Origin of the sequence: Alsobacter soli, from assembly GCF_003004785.1 — a bacterium.
In the GTDB taxonomy this organism is placed as follows: Bacteria; Pseudomonadota; Alphaproteobacteria; order Rhizobiales; family Beijerinckiaceae; genus Alsobacter; species Alsobacter soli.
On the sequence record NZ_PVZS01000017.1, the window covers coordinates 59,037 to 73,589 of the forward strand.

Sequence of the window (14,553 nt, forward strand, 5' to 3'; positions counted from 1 at the left end):
ACAGAAACAGCATCGCCCGGATCGCTGGCCCCTTTCGAGCAAGGCGGGCCCGGTGCGGCGCGAACGACAAACGCAAGGCGACCATGCCGCTTTCCGATTTCCTGACCCCCGAGGCGGTCATCCCGGCGCTCCGGGCCAACAACAAGAAGCAGGCCCTGCAGGAACTGGCCGAGAAGGCGTCCGCCCTGTCCGGACTCCCTGAGCGCGACCTGTTCGAGACCCTGCTGCAGCGGGAGCGACTCGGCTCCACGGGCATCGGGCACGGCATCGCCATCCCGCATGGCAAGCTCGCCAAGGCGCCCAAGTTGTTCGGGCTGTTCGCCCGTATCGAGAAGCCGATCGACTTCGAGGCGCTGGACGGGGAGCCGGTCGACCTCGTGTTCCTGCTGGTCGCGCCCGAGGCGGCCGGCGCTGACCACCTGAAGGCGCTCGCGCGCGTGGCGCGCGTCCTGCGCGAGCCCAGCGTGACCAGCAAGTTGCGGTCCGCGAGCGACGCGGCCGCCATCTACGCCATCCTCACCCAGACCACGACCTCCAACGCCGCCTGATCAGCGGCTCCAGAGCCGCTCGGCGTAGTCCAGCGCGTAGCGGGCGGGATCGGAGGCGATCGCCGCCATGCCGTGCAGGACTGCGTCCGGGGAGGTGACCAGCCGCGTCGCGATGCGCATCGGCAGCGCCTCCACGGGCGGCTTGTTCTCGAAGGCGGCGCGAAAGGCGGCCGGGTCGAGCAGGGCCCGGACGCGGGGCAGGATGCCCCCGGCTAGCGTGACGCCCCCCGTCGCCCCGAACACGATGGCCATGTCGCCGGCGAAGCGCGCCAGCACGCGGATGAACAGGCGCACGGTGTCCGCCTCGGCGCCCGCGTGGTCCGCCAGCGCGGCGTTCACGATGGCGACGCCGTCCACCCCGGGGGCTGGCGGCAGTCCGTGAGCCTGCAGTCGCGCGTGATGCAGGGCGACGAGGCCCGGCCCGGACAGGATCGCCTCCGCGGTGAGGCGTCCCTCGACCCGCCGCACGTGCGGGAAGACGCGCTCCTCCTCGGCGTCCGTGGCCGCCAGATCGACATGCCCGCCCTCGCTGGGCAGGGGCGCGTAGCGCCCATCGAGGCGAACGAGCGCGCCTACGCCGAGGCCAGTGCCCGGGCCCAGCACCACCTGAGGCCCCTCGCCGGGCCGCACGGCGCCGATGGGCTCCACGACCTCCGGCGGAAGCGCCGGAAGGGACAGGGCCTGGGCCTCGAAATCGTTGAGCAGGAGCCCTTCCTCCACACTGCCAAGGCCGACCAGCTCCGGCCCGTCGATCACCCAGCTGGCGTTGGTCAGCGCGCAGCGCCGGTCGGCGACCGGGCCGGCGGCGCACAGCACGGCGGAGCGCGGCCGGACCGGCGCGGGGACGGTCGCCGCCGCGAGCGCCAGGGCGACGCTGGCGAACTCGGCGGTCTTGAAGCGCCCCAGCAGCGCGAGAGGGCCATTCGGCTCCAGCTGCAAGGCGAAGCGCGCATTGGTGCCGCCGATGTCGCCGACGACGATGGGGTAGGGCAGGGCGATGGAGAGGGAAGTCGGCACGGGCGGTCCTGGCGATGATCTCTGTTCTGGTCGCACCTCAACGCACAAGCCGCCGCTTCGGCGCCGCCGTCGCACGCGGCGTGCGGGACGCTGAGCCTCACGTCCGGGGCAGCCCAGGCTAGACCATTTTCGGCCTGCCCCCTGCTGGAAAATGGGATAGAAGCACGGCCACGTTGTCACTCGTTTCGCGGGAGCCGCCATGTCCAGCGCCGCCTCGAGCCTCTTCCCGATGGCCCAGGATTCCACCCCCTACCGCAAGCTGGACGTCCCGGGCGTCACGGTCGAGAAGGTGGGCGACCGCGAGTTCATCAATGTCCCGGCCGAGGCCATCCGGGCGCTCGCCAAGCAGGCGATGATCGACATCAACCACCTGCTGCGCCCCGGCCACCTCGCCCAACTCGCCAAGATCCTGGACGACCCGGAGGCGACCTCGAACGACAAGTTCGTCGCCTACGACCTGCTGAAGAACGCCAACATCGCGGCAGGCGGCATCCTGCCCATGTGCCAGGACACCGGCACCGCCATCGTGATGGGCAAGAAGGGCCGCTTCATCTGGACCGACGGGTCCGACGAGGAGGCCCTCTCGGACGGAATCCGCGACGCCTATTTCGAGAAGAACCTGCGCTACTCGCAGCTCGCGCCGCTGTCGATGTTCGAGGAGAAGAACACCCGAAACAACCTGCCGGCGCAGATCGACCTCTATGCGGAGGGCGACGACGCCTACAAGTTCCTGTTCGTGGCCAAGGGCGGCGGCTCGGCCAACAAGACCTTCCTGTACCAGGCCACCCCGTCGCTTCTCACCAGGGACCGCATGATGGCGTTCCTGAAGGAGAAGATCCTGACGCTCGGCACCGCCGCCTGCCCGCCCTACCACCTGGCCATCGTCATCGGCGGCACCTCGGCGGAGCTGGTCATGAAGACCGTGAAGCTCGCCTCTACGCGCTACCTGGACGACCTGCCGACCGAGGGCTCGGAAGCCGGCCACGCCTTCCGCGACCTCGCGATGGAGGCGGAGGTCCACAAGCTCACGCAGCAGCTCGGGGTGGGCGCCCAGTTCGGGGGCAAGTATTTCTGCCATGACGTGCGGGTGATCCGCCTGCCTCGCCACGGCGCGTCCCTGCCGATCGGGCTTGGGGTGTCGTGCTCGGCGGATCGCCAGGCCAAGGCCAAGATCACCCGGGACGGCGTATTCCTGGAGGCGCTGGAGACGAATCCGGCCAAGTACCTGCCGGAGGTCGACGAGGCGTCGCTGGGCGGGGACGTCGTCCACATCGACCTCACGCGCCCCATGGACGAGATCCGGGCCAAGCTGAGCCAGTATCCTATCAAGACCCGCGTGTCGCTTACCGGGCCCATCGTGGTGGCCCGCGACCTGGCCCACGCCAAGATCCGCGAGCGGCTGGAGCGCGGCGAGCCCATGCCGGACTACTTCCGCAACCACCCGGTCTATTACGCGGGGCCGGCCAAGACGCCGGCGGGCTATGCCTCCGGCTCCTTCGGGCCCACCACGGCTGGCCGCATGGACTCCTATGTGGACCAGTTCCAGGCCGCGGGCGGCAGCTTCGTGATGCTGGCGAAGGGGAACCGCTCCAAGGAGGTGCGGGACGCGTGCCAGAAGCACGGCGGTTTCTACCTGGGCTCCATCGGCGGGCCCGCGGCGCGGCTCGCGCAGGACTGCATCAAGAAGGTCGAGGTGCTGGAGTATCCGGAGTTCGGCATGGAGGCCATCTGGCGCATCGAGGTCGAGAATTTCCCGGCCTTCGTCGTGGTGGACGACAAGGGCAACGACTTCTTCAAGGAGCTGAACCTCGGGTGAGCGCCCTTCGCTTCATTGGGCCGGCGCTGCTCGCGCTGGCCGCCCTTGTCGGTGCGGCACAGGCCGCCGCGCCGGACAGCGCCGAGTGCAAGCGCGACCTCATGGTGGCGGACAGCCTCATGCGCCAGAGCCGCGAGAGGCTGCTCAACGCGGCGAGCGCTCCCCTGGCGACTCAATGCCCGGTGTGGCGCCAGCATGTGGAGGCCGCCCGCAAGGCCAACGCCATCCAGGGCCGCTGCCAGACTGGGATGGGCAAGTCGGTGATCCAGGCGGAGCTGGTCAACACCGCGACCGAGTTCGAGGCCCAGATCAAGGCGCGCTGCAAGGGCGGGCTGTAGGCCAGGGGCGGTTGTCGCCCGTCTTTGCGAGGAGCGTACCGACGAGGCAGTCCAGTCATGGCGCCCAGCCCTCCTGGATTGCTTCGCTGCGCTCGCAAAGATAGCTTGGGCAATCCTGCGTCATCCCCGGGCTTGTCCCGGGAATCCGCGCGGTTCGGCGTGGCCGTGGATGGCCGGGTCAAGCCCGGCCATGACAGGCTGATTCGTGAGCGCCCTACTTCCCCGTCTTCACCTTGCGCCAGCCGGTCGCCACCTGCTTGGCGGTGCGCTCGTCCAGGGGCTGGGCGGCGAAGAGGCGGCGCAGGGCGTCGGGCGGGGGATAGATCGCCGGATCGTTGGCGTTCTCGGGCTTCTGCTGGGCGCGGGCGGCGGCCACGCCGCTCGCCAGGCCGACGTAATCGGCGTTTCGGGCGGCGACGTCCGGCTTCAGCATGAAATCCACGAAGGCCCGCGCCGCGTCCGGGTTCGGGGCGTCCGCCGGTATGACCAGGCTGTCCACCCACAGGGGGGCGCCCTCGCGCGGGATCGTAAAGCCGATCTCGGGGCCGCTCTCGGCTTCGCGCGCCCGGCGACGAGCCTGCAGCACGTCAGCCGAACTCGCCGCCACCACGCAGGCTTCCCCACCCGCCAGTGCGTTCACGGCGTCCGCCGTGCCGTATTTGGCGATCATGCCGCGGCCCTTGAAAAGCACGTCCGTGATGCGGTCCACATCCGCCGGACGGCGCAGGTCAGGCTGCAGGCCCAGCATCCGGGCGGCGGCCGGGTAGATGTCCTCCGGCGAATCCGCGAGCATCACCCCGCAGTCCTTAAGCCGCCCCCCGTCGGCCCGAAACGCCATGTCCCATCCGGCCGCGGGCCTCTCGCCCACCCGCTGCCGCACCTGCCGGGCGTTGAAGCCGACGCCGAAAGCGCCCCACATGTAGGGGACGGCCGACGCGCCCGTCGGATCGAAAGTCTTCAGCCGGTCGGCGATCTCAGGCCACACGTTGCGGATATTCGCCATGCGCGCACGGTCGAGGCGCGCCAGCCGGCCACGCACCGCGAGCCGGTGCATCGCCTGTCCCGGCAGGACCGCCACATCGGTCCCGCTCCCTGCGGCAAGGCGCTGCTCTGCGGCTTCAGGATTGTCATAGGGATCATAGGCCACCGCGATCCCGGTCTCGCGGGTGAAGCGGTCGAGCATCGCCGGCTCGAAGTAGTCCGCCCAAGCATAGATGGAGACCGTGGGCCCAGCGGCGGCGGAACCGGCTCCGGCCGCCATGACAGCGCCGAGCGCCGCCAAGGCGCCCCGCAGCAGGGCGGCGCGGGTGAAGCCGCGCCGGCTCATGCGGCGGCCCTGGCGACCCGGTCCAGGCGCGCCAGGGCGCCGTCGAGCACTTCGTCCCGCTTGGCGAAGCAGAAGCGGACGACGCTTGTGATCGGCCTTTCGGCGTAGAAGGCCGAAACCGGAATGGCCGCGACGCCATGCTCCCGCACGAGACGCTCGCAGAAGGCGACGTCGTCGCTTTCGCCGAGCGGGGCGAGGTCAACATTCAGGAAGTAGGTGCCGGCGCTAGGCAGCACGCTGAACCCCTGTTCGGCAAGCCCGGCGGCGAAGCGGTCGCGGCTGCGCTGCAGGTCCGCGCGCATGCCGGTGAAGTAGGCGTCATCCTTGCCGAGCCCATAGGCGACCGCCGCCTGGAGGTTCGGTGGGGTGGTGAAGGTGAGGAACTGGTGGGCCTTGGCCAGCACGCGCAGGATCTCGGGCGCGGCGCAGACAAAGCCGACCTTCCAGCCGGTCAGCGAGAAGATCTTGCCGGCGGAGCCGATCTTCACCGTCCTGTCCCGCATGCCCGGCAGCGACAGCATGGTCTGGTGCCGAAGGCCGTCAAAGACGACGTGCTCCCAGACCTCGTCGCAGACGGCCACCGCGTCGTGCTTCACGCAGAACCGGGCCAGCAGCTCCAGGTCCTCGCGGCCATAGACCACGCCCGCGGGGTTCAGGGGATTGTTGAGCAGGACGACCTTCGTCCTGGGCGAGAAGGCCTCGGCCAGCATGGCTTCGTCGAATCGCCAGTGCGGCGGCTGCAGGCGCACGAACCTGGGCACGCCGCCCGCGCGCAGCACCAGGGGCAGGTAGGCGTCGTAAAGCGGCTGGAACAGCACGACCTCGTCGCCGGGCTCGATGAGCGCCATCAGGGCGCCCGCGAGTGCTTCCGTCGCCCCGGAGGTGACCATCACCTCGCGCTCGGGATCGAGCGTCACGCCCTGATGGTGGGCGTAATGGGTCGCCACAGCCTGACGCAACTGCGGGACGCCCATCATCGGCGGGTACTGGTTCCAGCCGTTCATGACGGCATCCGCGGCGGCCCGACGCACGTCCTCGGGGCCCGGAGAATCCGGGAAGCCCTGGCCGAGATTGATGGCCCCCGTCTCGCGCGCGAGGCGCGACATGACCTCGAACACGGTCGTGGGCAGATCGGCGAAGATCGGGTTCATGGCGGGGCTCCGGGCACGCAAGCGCCGTGTCTACCACGCCCGGCAGGTCGGGCTCCACTTGCGATGCGCAAGGCAGGCGTGCGCTGCGGCGTCCGCCCTTGCGAGGAGCGCAGCGACGGAGCAGCCCAGGATGGGGCGGAGCGCTCCTCAGCTTCGCCCTGCCGCTTCTGGATAGCTTCGCTGCGCTCGCAATGACGGCTCATGCTTCACGCCAGCGGGGTGAGTGCGAATTTATGCGCGTGCCGCCCTCAGCGGGCGACCGTGACGTTCATCGTGAAGGGTCGGCAGTCGGAAGGCGGGGAGCGGCGGCAGCCTACGGCGAAGCGGTCCTGGCCGATGAAGTCGCGGGGCGCCGTGTATCGGAAAAACAGGGCGGGGCCGGGCCTGCCATTGCAGGCCGGGTTCGGATGATCCCTTTGGATATCGGTTCCGCTGAACGATGTGAGCCTGCCCTGGCGGGGGCGCGATGCGACGAAGACCGGGATGGGCTGAACCGGCCTGCATTGGGAGTCCAGCAAGGTCATCCCGATGGTGAAGCTTCCGCCCGGCCTGACGCGATGCTGCACGACAGCCTGCGCCGAAACGCTGGCGCCAGAGATCGCCAAGGCCACGAACGCCATCGTGGCGGACGACAAGGGATGGATCGGCATGGTCGCGCTCCCGCACCGCGGCTCTCCGTGGTTCGGCCGGCCCGTTCGCATTCCGCCATGGGCGGCGTCAGGAGAGGTCAGGCCAGTGTGCAGCCGCCTCCGGGCCCTTCGGGGCCATCCATTTGGTCGATCATGGGAGGCGCAGGGGGCGCCAGAGGTCGCATCGTGGGGAGGCGCTCAAAGGATGCCCGGGGCCAAGCCCGGGCATCAGGGACACGCAATGGCGTTTCGAGCGCCGCCTTAGCGCGGCGCGCGCTTGGCCAGGATGCGTTGCAGCGTGCGCCGGTGCATGGCGAGCCGGCGGGCCGTTTCGGAGACGTTGCGTCCGCACAGCTCGTAGACACGCTGGATGTGCTCCCAGCGGACGCGATCGGCCGACATGGGGTTGGCCGGCGGTTCGGCGCGCGCTTCGCCTGTCGCCTTGAGGGCGGAGTCGATCTCGTCGGCGTCGGCAGGCTTCGCCAGGTAGTCATAGGCTCCGAGCTTCACCGCCGTCACGGCGGTGGCGATGTTGCCATAGCCGGTGAGGATTACGCCGCGGGCCTCAGGACGCCGCTCGTTGAGCTCGGCGATGACGTCGAGGCCATTGCCGTCGCCTAGCCGCATGTCGATGACCGCGAAGGCCGGCGGCTTCTGCCGGATGGCCGCGATGCCGTCCTGGACGGATTCGGCCGTGGTCACCTCATAACCGCGCGCCTCCATGGCGCGGGCCAGGCGGGTCAGAAAAGGGCGGTCGTCGTCCACGATGAGCAGCGACGACTCCGTCGAAGAGATCGCGGCGCCGGCCGCGCGGGGAGAGAGTTGATCCAACATGGCTTCGAAAGCCTCCGGGGGAATCTACGCGGCGCATTCCGATTGGTTCACCTCGGAGGCGCCTCTTACGGCGATCAGAGCGGAAAAGCGGGTTCGGCCGGGGGCTCCGGGACCAGGCCGCGCTCGAAGGCGAGCCGGGGCCAGGTCACTGTCACCATGGCGCCCGTCTCGGGTGGCAGGGCGTTGCGCATCGACAGCGTCGCCCCGGAGCGTTCCAGCAGCGTCTTGGCGATGAACAGGCCCAGCCCCATGCCGCCGGCGCCCTCACCCTCGAGCTTCGCGCCGCCGCGCGTCGTCAGGTAAGGTTCGCCCAGGCGGCCGAGAATATCTGCGGCGAAGCCGGGACCGTCGTCCCGGATCGTCACCGCCACCGCGTCGTCGTCCCAGCGGGCCGTGATCCGGACCCGGTCACGCGCAAAGTCGACGGCGTTTTCGACGAGGTTGCCGAGGCCGTACAGCAGGCCCGGGTTGCGTCGGCAGACCGGCTCGGGTCCCGTTCCCCGCTGCTCGACCTCGATGGCGACATCGAACGGCCGCTGCGGACCAGCGACCTCCTCCACGAGATGGCTGAGCCGCAATGTCTCGAGCGGCCCGGCCTCGTTGCCGAGGGACGTCAGCTTGCCCAGGATCCCGCGACAGCGCGCGACCTGCTCGCCCAGGAGCGCGATGTCGTCCGCCATCGGCCCGTCCTTGGGGCCGATGCGGCCGAGCTCCTTGGCGACCAGCGCGATCGTGGCCAGCGGTGTTCCCAGCTCGTGGGCCGCCGCCGCGGCCAGGCCATCAAGCTGGGAAAGGTGCTGTTCGCGCGCCAGAACCAGTTCGGTGGCCGCTAGCGCATTTGCAAGCTGACGAGCCTCTTCCGTCACTCTCCATGCATAAACGCCGATAAAGGCGAGACCAAGGAAAATGGCGCACCAGATCCCGGCCCGGTAGACGAGGGGGAAGTGCAGCGTTTCCCCCGGCGCCCAGGGCAGGGGATGGTGGACGAACACCAGCACGGTCGCGCACGCGATGGCGAGCAGGCCGAGCGCCAGCGTCCGCTGGGGCGACAGCGACGTCGCGGAGATCATCACGGGCGCCATGACCAGCATGGCGAAGGGGTTCTCGAGCCCGCCTGTGAGGTACAGCAGCGCGGCGAGCTGGAGGATGTCGTAGGCGAGGAGCGCGGTGGCGGCGCCGTCGGTGAGGCGATGGCTGAGCGGGAACGCGAATCGCAGGACCAGGTTGAGGCCCATCGACACAGCGATCACGGCCAGGCAGGCGGCGAAGAGCATCGGGTAGGCCAGCCACCAGGCCACCACCACGACGGCGCCGAACTGGCCGGCGAGAGCCAGCCAGCGCAGGCGCACAAGCGTGTCCAGCCGCAGGCGGCTGCCGCCGCGCGCGAACCCGCTGCGCCTCAGGTCGATGTCGCCCATGTCCGGCATGCGCTTGATGTAGTGCGCGAAAGCGGCTGGAGAAGGATCTCCGGGGCTGGGCAGGTCTGCCCGGCTCGCAGGTGATCCGTGTCACAGCGGGCCGGTACGAAAACCCGCACATTTGTGCAGTGCAGGAACTGGAATCGCGCAAGCGGGTTGTCCACATGCGTCACCGAACGGCCACAGCCGGTGGAAACCGGGCGCAGTTTCACCTTCGGCTAATTGTGGGTCGGGCCCGAACGGTTAAGGTCAGGACTTCTTGCAGCGCACCATGGGCCTGACGCCCCCGGCCGGGTGAGGGAGTGAAGCATGCAACTTCCCTATTACATGTGGTACGAGGCGGCGCACGCCATGCTGGGTCCGGCCCGCGCCCTAGCGGACTCCACGCGCATCTTCTGCAACAACCCCATCAATCCCCTGTCGAAGACGCCCGTCGGGCGGTCGCTCGCGGCGGCGTGCGAGCTGTTCGAGCGGACGACGCGCCGCTACGGCAAGCCCGTGTTCGGGCTCGACACCGCCCTGGTCGGCGGCGAGCGAGTCGCCGTGATCGAGCGGGTCGTGTGGGAGCGCCCGTTCTGCAACCTCATCCATTTCGACCGCGCGCTCGGCGAGATGCGCGAGCGGCAGCCCAAGCTGCTGATCGTGGCCCCGATGTCGGGCCACTACGCCACGCTGCTGCGCGGCACGGTCGAGACATTCCTGCCCACCCACGAGGTGTTCATCACCGACTGGGTGGACGCCCGCACGGTGCCGATGAGCGAGGGCGACTTCGACCTCGACGACTACATCGACTACGTCATCTCCATGCTCCACCTGCTGGGGCCGGACGTGCACGTCATGGCGGTGTGCCAGCCTGCGGTGCCGGTGATCGCGGCGATCGCCCGCATGGAGGCCGAGGGCGATCCCAAGACGCCGCTCTCCATGACCCTCATGGGCGGCCCGATCGACACGCGCGTCAGCCGCACACAGGTCAACCTGCTGGCCGAGCGCCGCGGCATCGACTGGTTCCGCCGCAACTGCATCTTCAAGGTGCCGCTGCCCAACGCCGGGTTCATGCGCGACGTGTATCCCGGCTTCCTGCAGCTCTCCGGCTTCATGGCCATGAACATCGACCGCCACCTCGAGGCGCATGGCGAGATGTTCAAGCACCTGGTCGAGGGCGACGGCGATTCGGCCGAGAAGCACCGCGACTTCTACGACGAGTACCTCGCCGTGATGGACCTCACGGCCGAGTTCTACCTGCAGACCGTGGACACCGTGTTCGTGCGCCACGCCCTGCCGAAGGGCGAGATGATGCATCGCGAGTTCCCGGTCGACCTCACCGCCATCAAGCGCTGCGGCCTGATGACGGTGGAAGGCGAGAAGGACGACATCTCCGGCGTGGGCCAGACGGAGGCCGCCCACAAGCTGTGCCCGAACATCCCGGACGAGCTGCGCGCCCATTGGGTGCAGCCGAAGGTCGGCCATTACGGCGTGTTTAACGGCTCGCGCTTCCGGGCCGAGATCGCGCCGCGCATCGCGGACTTCATCCAGAACTGCGAGCAGCGCTTCCGGCGCAGCGGCGCCGACCGGTCCGAGGGCGCGGTGCTGCCGTTCAAGAGCAAGCGCGCCACCACGGCGGCCGAATAGCGTCGCTCACGTCGGCGCCGCGGCATCGGCTGCGGCGCTGGCGGCGCGTGACAACGCGCTCGCGCTCAAGCAGGCTTCGAGCATGATTCTCGGCCTGCGAGTCCCGCGCCCCCAGGCGCGCCAGACGGATCCCTCCCATATCGAGGTCCGGCACAACGGCGATGTGTTCCGCGTCGTCGTGCGCCGCATGTCGGCCGCCCGCCGCTTCACGCTGCGGGTCAGCGCCGCCACGGGGGGCGTGGTGCTGACGCTGCCGGCGCGGGCCGACCTGCGCACGGCCGCGGATTTCGCCGCGCGGCACGGCGGCTGGATCGCGGCCCGCATGGCGCGGCTGCCGGACGAGGCGCGACTCATTCCGGGCGCCGCCGTCCCGGTGCGGGGCGTGGAGCGGCTGATCACGCATCGGCCGGAAGCGCGCGGAACGGCCTGGACGGAGGAGGGGCCGGACGGTCAGGCCCTGCTGGTCGTGGCCGGGGCCCCCGAGCACGCCCACCGCCGCGTGCTCGACTTCCTGAAGCGCGAGGCCAAGAAGGACCTCGAGAAAGCGGTCGCCGTCCACGCGGAGGCGCTGGGGGTCCGTCCCGTCAAGATCACGTTGCGCGACACGCGCAGCCGCTGGGGCTCGTGCTCCTCGGCAGGCCGGCTCAACTTCTCCTGGCGCCTCATCTTCGCGCCTCCCTTCGTGCTGGACTACCTGGCCGCGCACGAGGTGTCGCACCTGCGCGAGATGAATCATTCGCCCCGGTTCTGGCGCATCGTCCATCGGCTCTGCCGACGCACGGACGATGCGGAGGCGTGGCTCAAGCGGCATGGGGCGAGCCTGCACCGGTACCGCTGACCGGGCCGGCATCGACAGGGCGTGGCTGCGCGGGTATGCACGCGTCGACCCTTCAGCGAGCCCTCATGAGACTGCGTCCCGACACCCTCGCCCTCACGGCCCTGCTCGGGTTGCTGACCGCCCTCGGGCCGCTCTCGACGGACATGTACCTCCCGTCGCTGCCGGACATCGCGGTGCGGCTGCAGGCCGGCACGTCGAAGGCGCAGCTCACCCTGTCCTTCTTCCTGCTCGGCTTCGCGGCGGGGCAGATCGTCTATGGCCCGTTTTCCGACCGCTTCGGACGTCGTCCCGTGCTCCTGACGGGTCTGGCCATCTACCTGGCGGCGACGGCCGCCTGCGCCCTCTCGACCGGCATCGAGATGCTGATCGCCGCGCGCTTCGTCCAGGCGTTCGGCGCCTCGGGACCGATCGTTCTCGGCCGCGCCATCGTGCGGGATCTCTACGAAGGACCGCGGGCTGGCCGGGAGCTGGCCCGCATGGGGACCATCATGGGCGTGGTGCCGGCGATCGCGCCGCTGCTGGGGGGCGTGCTGCAGACGACCTTCGGCTGGCGCGCGAGTTTCGTGGCGGCCCTTGCGGGCGGGCTGGCCCTGGCCGCGGCCGTCATCCTGCTCCTGCCGGAGACCTTGCGGTCCGCCAGCCGGGCCTCGTTGTCGCCCATCGGCATCCTGCGCGGCTTCGGCTCGCTGCTGCGCCATCGCGGCTACCGCGTCTATGTGGCCCTGAGCGCGTTGGCCTACAGTGGCCTGTTCTGCTTCATCTCCGGCTCGTCCTTCGTGCTGCAGGGCGTCTACGGCCTGAACGAGATCGCGTACTCGATGTCGTTCGCCTTCCCGGTGCTCGGCTTCATCACCGGCACGGTGATCGCGCGGCGGCTCGTGGGCCGCCAGGGACTCGATGGCGTCATCGGGGCCGGGGTCGCTTGCCTGGGGACGGGAGGAGTGGTCATGGCGGCCCTGGTGGCCGCAGGCGTCGCCACGTCGTTGGCGATCACCATCCCGATGGCGCTCTACTGCTGCGGCGTCGGGCTCGTGATGCCCCAGGCCATGGCGGCCGCCATGCAGCCCTATCCCGACCGGGCCGGCGCGGCCTCGTCGTTCCTCGGGCTGGTGCAGATGACGGCGGCGGCCTTCGTGGGGGCTGGGCTGGGCCTCGCGCTCGGCCAGCGCGCCTGGCCGCTGCCCTTCGCCGTCGCCGCCCTGGGCCTCGCCGCAGCGGCGCTGTTCGGCGCGACTCGCCAGCTGAGGGCCTCAGGGCGGTAGTAGAAGCGACGTTCTCTCCGCCGTCATCCCCGGCCGCAGCGCCGGAGGCGCGGAGGGGAAGGGGATCCAGGGGTGGCGCGCGCCATTGTTCGCCGATCGCCCGTATCGCTGCGCCGGATGGCTCTGACTTCCTTAGCCCGCACCCGGTCTCCTGGATCCCCTTCCCCTCCGCCGCTTCGCGGCTCCGGCCGGGGATGACGGCGCGTAGGTGTCCGGCCCCTTACACCCGCCGCGGCTTGCGGCGGAGGCGGGAGGGCCAGAAGGGGCGCTTGGGGTCGAGCAGGAAGGTGCCGAAGATCGGCCGGATCGGGCCGCGCTGGCGCCAGCCCTCGAAGCAGTGCAGCCGCCGCGGGCCGTGGTTGAGGGCGTCCAGGGCCGCCACATAGGATCCGTGCGCCTCAACGGCGGCGCGCAGCGTCGCGACGTCCTTGCCGACGTGCTCGGCCATGAGGCTGTCGCGCGTCCACGCGATCGCCTCGCGGTGCTTCGGCCGCAGCCCCTCCAGGGCGAGGTCGCATTCGGTGTCGAGCCCCATGGAGCGGTTGTTCAGGTTGGATGAGCCGACCCGCATGAACACGTCGTCCACGATGATCACCTTGGCGTGCACCATGACCTGGCGCTCGTCGCCACCGTTCTCCTCCACCACCGGGAAGCAGACGCGCAGCCGGCCGTAACGGTCGGACCGCTTGAGCCGCCGGATCAGGCGGTCGCGGTTGCTGCCCATCGCGTAGTGCTCGACGAAGCCGCGCGAGGCCCGGGTCATCACCACGATCACCTCGGGGCCGTCCGGCTTCGCCAGGAGCCGCACGAGCGCCCGGCCGATGGCCGGCGTGGTGAGGTACTGGGCCTCCATGTAGACGATGCGCCGTGCGGCCAGCACGGCGTCGGTGTTCAGCGCCTCGATCTCCGCCACCTCCGCCTGGCCCGCATAGCCCGGCATGGTCCGCGACACGCCCACGAAGGCGTCGCGGAACTGCGGCTCGACGTGGCCCGGCCACGGATCATGGGGCACGAGCTCGGGGCGCGAGGCCTGGCCCGTGGCGCGCGTCCAGCGCGTGCGCACCAACTCGGACACGGCGCGGGCGGCGTCCCCGTCCACGACCATCTGCACGTCATGCACGGGCGCGTAGGGCTGGCCGTCGGGGTCCTTGCGGGCCGGGTCGTCCGGGTGGTGCGGATCGCGGTCCCAGCGGCGCACGGTCAGGTCGATGCCGCCCACGAAGGCGACGGCGTCATCGACGCAGACGATCTTCTGGTGGTGGGCGGCGTAGAGCGGCTGCGTGTTGTCCAGCCGCAGGGTGATGCGCGGGTGCTTCTGCCAATCGGTCCCGATCAGGAGCTGGCCGGGCGCGCTCGGCGCGTGCACGACGGCCACCGACCAGACCAGGATGCGCACCTCCAGGTGGGGATTGGCCTCCACCAGCGAGAGCAGCAACTGGCCGAGCGGCGGCGATTCTTCCTCCGGCTCGTGCTGCCGAAGGCGGATGCGCCCGTCGAAGTCCCAACCCACGATCTGGATCGAGCGCTTCGCCTTGCGCAACGTGGCCTCGAGCGCGTCGAAATAGGTCGCGCCATCGACCAGCACGGCTGCGCGCGGCGCCGGTTCGACGCGCCAGCAGTTGCGGCCCGGCTCTAGGATGGGCGCGTGGCGCGCCTCCTCCTCGACGGGATGCAGGCGGGTATAGGCTTCGTCGATCTTCAGCACGGGCTCTGATGCGGTTTGTGGCGACCGCAGCGGAAACTCAG

General features: G+C 70.1%; 13 protein-coding genes. 6 read left to right on the forward strand and 7 right to left on the reverse strand.

Annotation, left to right across the window (positions count from 1 at the left end; genetic code table 11):
* The first annotated feature begins 83 nt into the window (after positions 1 to 83).
* Positions 84 to 548: a PTS IIA-like nitrogen regulatory protein PtsN gene (gene ptsN, locus SLNSH_RS15780; RefSeq protein WP_106337972.1), complete on the forward strand. Its 465-nt coding sequence runs from the start codon at positions 84 to 86 to the stop codon at positions 546 to 548.
* Here the strand turns inward: ptsN and SLNSH_RS15785 are convergent, their stop codons facing one another.
* On the reverse strand, positions 549 to 1,565 hold the full coding sequence (locus SLNSH_RS15785; protein ID WP_245422372.1) for a glucokinase: 1,017 nt from the start codon (positions 1,563 to 1,565) through the stop codon (positions 549 to 551).
* Between the two features lie 199 nt (positions 1,566 to 1,764).
* On the opposite strand from SLNSH_RS15785, the gene SLNSH_RS15790 reads away from it, so the two are divergent.
* Complete coding sequence (locus tag SLNSH_RS15790) at positions 1,765 to 3,381, forward strand: fumarate hydratase (RefSeq protein WP_106337974.1); 1,617 nt, start codon at positions 1,765 to 1,767, stop codon at positions 3,379 to 3,381.
* Positions 3,378 to 3,719, forward strand: a complete 342-nt coding sequence (locus tag SLNSH_RS15795; RefSeq protein ID WP_106337975.1) for a hypothetical protein — start codon at positions 3,378 to 3,380, stop codon at positions 3,717 to 3,719. Before SLNSH_RS15790 ends, SLNSH_RS15795 begins: the two co-directional genes overlap by 4 nt.
* A gap of 214 nt (positions 3,720 to 3,933) precedes the next feature.
* Here the strand turns inward: SLNSH_RS15795 and SLNSH_RS15800 are convergent, their stop codons facing one another.
* From SLNSH_RS15800 to SLNSH_RS15820, 5 genes are all read right to left on the reverse strand, one after another.
* Positions 3,934 to 5,046, reverse strand: coding sequence for an extracellular solute-binding protein (locus SLNSH_RS15800; protein ID WP_106337976.1), 1,113 nt, complete (start codon positions 5,044 to 5,046; stop codon positions 3,934 to 3,936).
* Complete coding sequence (locus SLNSH_RS15805; RefSeq protein ID WP_106337977.1) at positions 5,043 to 6,197, reverse strand: aminotransferase; 1,155 nt, start codon at positions 6,195 to 6,197, stop codon at positions 5,043 to 5,045. Before SLNSH_RS15805 ends, SLNSH_RS15800 begins: the two co-directional genes overlap by 4 nt.
* Before the next feature lie 248 nt (positions 6,198 to 6,445).
* Positions 6,446 to 6,847 carry a hypothetical protein gene (locus SLNSH_RS15810; protein ID WP_106337978.1) on the reverse strand — a complete coding sequence of 134 codons (402 nt, stop codon included), beginning with the start codon at positions 6,845 to 6,847 and terminating at the stop codon, positions 6,446 to 6,448.
* Between the two features lie 240 nt (positions 6,848 to 7,087).
* On the reverse strand, positions 7,088 to 7,660 hold the full coding sequence (locus SLNSH_RS15815) for an ActR/PrrA/RegA family redox response regulator transcription factor (RefSeq protein WP_106337979.1): 573 nt from the start codon (positions 7,658 to 7,660) through the stop codon (positions 7,088 to 7,090).
* A gap of 74 nt (positions 7,661 to 7,734) precedes the next feature.
* The gene (locus SLNSH_RS15820) at positions 7,735 to 9,078 is read right to left on the reverse strand and encodes an ActS/PrrB/RegB family redox-sensitive histidine kinase (protein ID WP_106338010.1); all 1,344 of its coding nucleotides are present in this window, start codon (positions 9,076 to 9,078) and stop codon (positions 7,735 to 7,737) included.
* Between the two features lie 309 nt (positions 9,079 to 9,387).
* On the opposite strand from SLNSH_RS15820, the gene SLNSH_RS15825 reads away from it, so the two are divergent.
* From SLNSH_RS15825 to SLNSH_RS15835, 3 genes are all read left to right on the forward strand, one after another.
* A complete protein-coding gene (locus SLNSH_RS15825; RefSeq protein ID WP_106337980.1) occupies positions 9,388 to 10,707 on the forward strand; it encodes a polyhydroxyalkanoate depolymerase in 1,320 nt (439 codons plus the stop codon).
* An 82-nt stretch (positions 10,708 to 10,789) separates the two neighbouring features.
* Entirely contained in the window at positions 10,790 to 11,545 is a 756-nt protein-coding gene (locus SLNSH_RS15830) for a M48 family metallopeptidase (protein WP_106337981.1), read from the forward strand.
* A 65-nt stretch (positions 11,546 to 11,610) separates the two neighbouring features.
* Positions 11,611 to 12,807 (forward strand): multidrug effflux MFS transporter, encoded by a 1,197-nt coding sequence (locus tag SLNSH_RS15835; RefSeq protein WP_106337982.1) that lies wholly within the window; start codon positions 11,611 to 11,613, stop codon positions 12,805 to 12,807.
* 220 nt (positions 12,808 to 13,027) lie between these two features.
* Here SLNSH_RS15835 and SLNSH_RS15840 read toward each other — a convergent pair whose 3' ends face one another.
* Positions 13,028 to 14,512 carry a phospholipase D-like domain-containing protein gene (locus tag SLNSH_RS15840; RefSeq protein ID WP_245422373.1) on the reverse strand — a complete coding sequence of 495 codons (1,485 nt, stop codon included), beginning with the start codon at positions 14,510 to 14,512 and terminating at the stop codon, positions 13,028 to 13,030.
* Between the last annotated feature and the right edge of the window lie 41 nt (positions 14,513 to 14,553).